The organism is Fischerella thermalis PCC 7521 (assembly GCF_000317225.1).
In the GTDB taxonomy this organism is placed as follows: domain Bacteria; phylum Cyanobacteriota; class Cyanobacteriia; order Cyanobacteriales; family Nostocaceae; genus Fischerella; species Fischerella thermalis.
The window spans coordinates 1-1,512 of record NZ_AJLL01000074.1 but is presented as its reverse complement, the minus strand read 5'-3'; the positions used below and the strand labels follow the sequence as shown (position 1 = coordinate 1,512).

At 39.4% G+C, this 1,512-nt stretch carries 2 protein-coding genes; one reads left to right on the top strand and one right to left on the bottom strand.

Annotation, left to right across the window (positions count from 1 at the left end; all coding sequences use genetic code 11):
• Positions 1-90: DUF3134 family protein (locus tag UYK_RS26230; RefSeq protein WP_157221832.1), on the bottom strand; the 90-nt coding region annotated here is incomplete at its 3' end.
• A 306-nt stretch (positions 91-396) separates the two neighbouring features.
• Between UYK_RS26230 and UYK_RS0115860 the strand changes: the two genes are divergently transcribed.
• Complete coding sequence (locus UYK_RS0115860; RefSeq protein ID WP_016871747.1) at positions 397-1,416, top strand: tetratricopeptide repeat protein; 1,020 nt, start codon at positions 397-399, stop codon at positions 1,414-1,416.
• Positions 1,417-1,512 lie beyond the last annotated feature (96 nt).

Here is a 1,512-nt window from a genome sequence, read left to right as displayed (position 1 = left end):
TAAAAAGGAATTCTCTTGCTTTAAAGGAATAACACAAGTACGCTGATTACGGGGTTCTTCATGGAGAGCAGATTTCAACTGTTTCACCATATTTACTTTCCCCCATAAGGCTCTATATTTACATCATATCTTTTAGATACAAGTTTTTTGGGACTGTCAAGTGTAGTATTTTTTCTATTACTTTGGTAGTAGTTTGATTTACTCTTGGCTACAATTATTCTTAACTAAAATTAAAGTTAGGTTTGATGGGAGTTAGGGCTATGAGCAAAAAATTTATTTTAGAAATCGAACACCGTGCAAGGCGATGCACACAGATATACACAGATAGCTTATGCGTATGCAGCAAATACATTAGACAAATGTAGTGAAAAAATATATTCAAGTTGCAAAGCAGGAATGCTTGTTACTAATAATTATAAGAAAGCTCTCAAAGAGTTTGACCGCACTCTTAAGATTAATCCTAATCATATTTCTACGCTGGCGCGTCGGGGTCAAATTTATCAATTCCTGCTACGCTACGAGGATGCGCTAAAGGATTTTGACCGTGTGATTGAACTTGACCCTAATTTTACTGAGGCGCTGGCAATTCGGGGTGAAACTTACCGTTTAATGCAGAAATACGAAGAAGCGCTCAAAGATTTTAACCGTGCGATCGCACTTAATCCTAACTTTGACTGGGCGCTGGCAAGTCGGGGTCAAACTTATCAATTAATGCAGCGCTACGAAGAAGCGCTCAAAGATTTTAACCGTGCGATTAAAATTAACTCTAATTTAGATTGGGTGTTGGCAAGTCGAGGTCAAACTTATCAATTAATGCAGTGTTACAAACAAGCACTTAAAGACTTTGACCGTGCTATTAAACTTAATCCCGGTAATGCTTGGGCGTTAGCTGGGCGGGGTGAAACTTATCGGTTGATGCAGCGCTACAAACAAGCGCTCAAAGATTTTGACTGTGCTATTGAATTTAACCCTAATTATGCCTGGGCGCTAATGACTCGCGGTGAAGTTTACTTGATGCTGAAACGATACAATGCTGCTCTTGCAGATTTTAACAGGGCTATAGAGTTGGAACCTAATAATGATTGGTGTTTGTATGTTCGAGCTTTAGCCTACCAAACTCTGAAGCAACCAAAAAAAGCACGGTCTGATTTTGCTGGTGCTGTTAAATTTGCTAAAGAGCGTTATAAAGAAAACTTTCAAGATTGGCACAATACTTTTAATTTGGCTCTTTACTATCTGGCTGTTGATTATGCTCCCACAGCAGAGCAGTTATATAGATATGCTCTTTCTCAGAGTGCAAGTTTGCAGCATATCCAGGAAGCAATCCGTGACTTGGATGATTTTTTAACTATCTTTCCCAATCATATACAGGCTCTGTCTCTGCGGCAGTTGTTGCAGTCTGCTTTAACGCAATAGTTTTATAGGTGTGTACACTTTTACCTCACAAGAACAGCCCCTCTCCTTGGTAAGGATACCATGTACACACAAATGATCGAATCACCCTAAACCCCG

Coding starts and splice junctions, on each gene's coding strand:
- UYK_RS0115860 (WP_016871747.1), top strand. CDS start 397: ATGCTTGTTACTAATAATTATAAGAAAGCTCTCAAAGAGTTTGACCGC.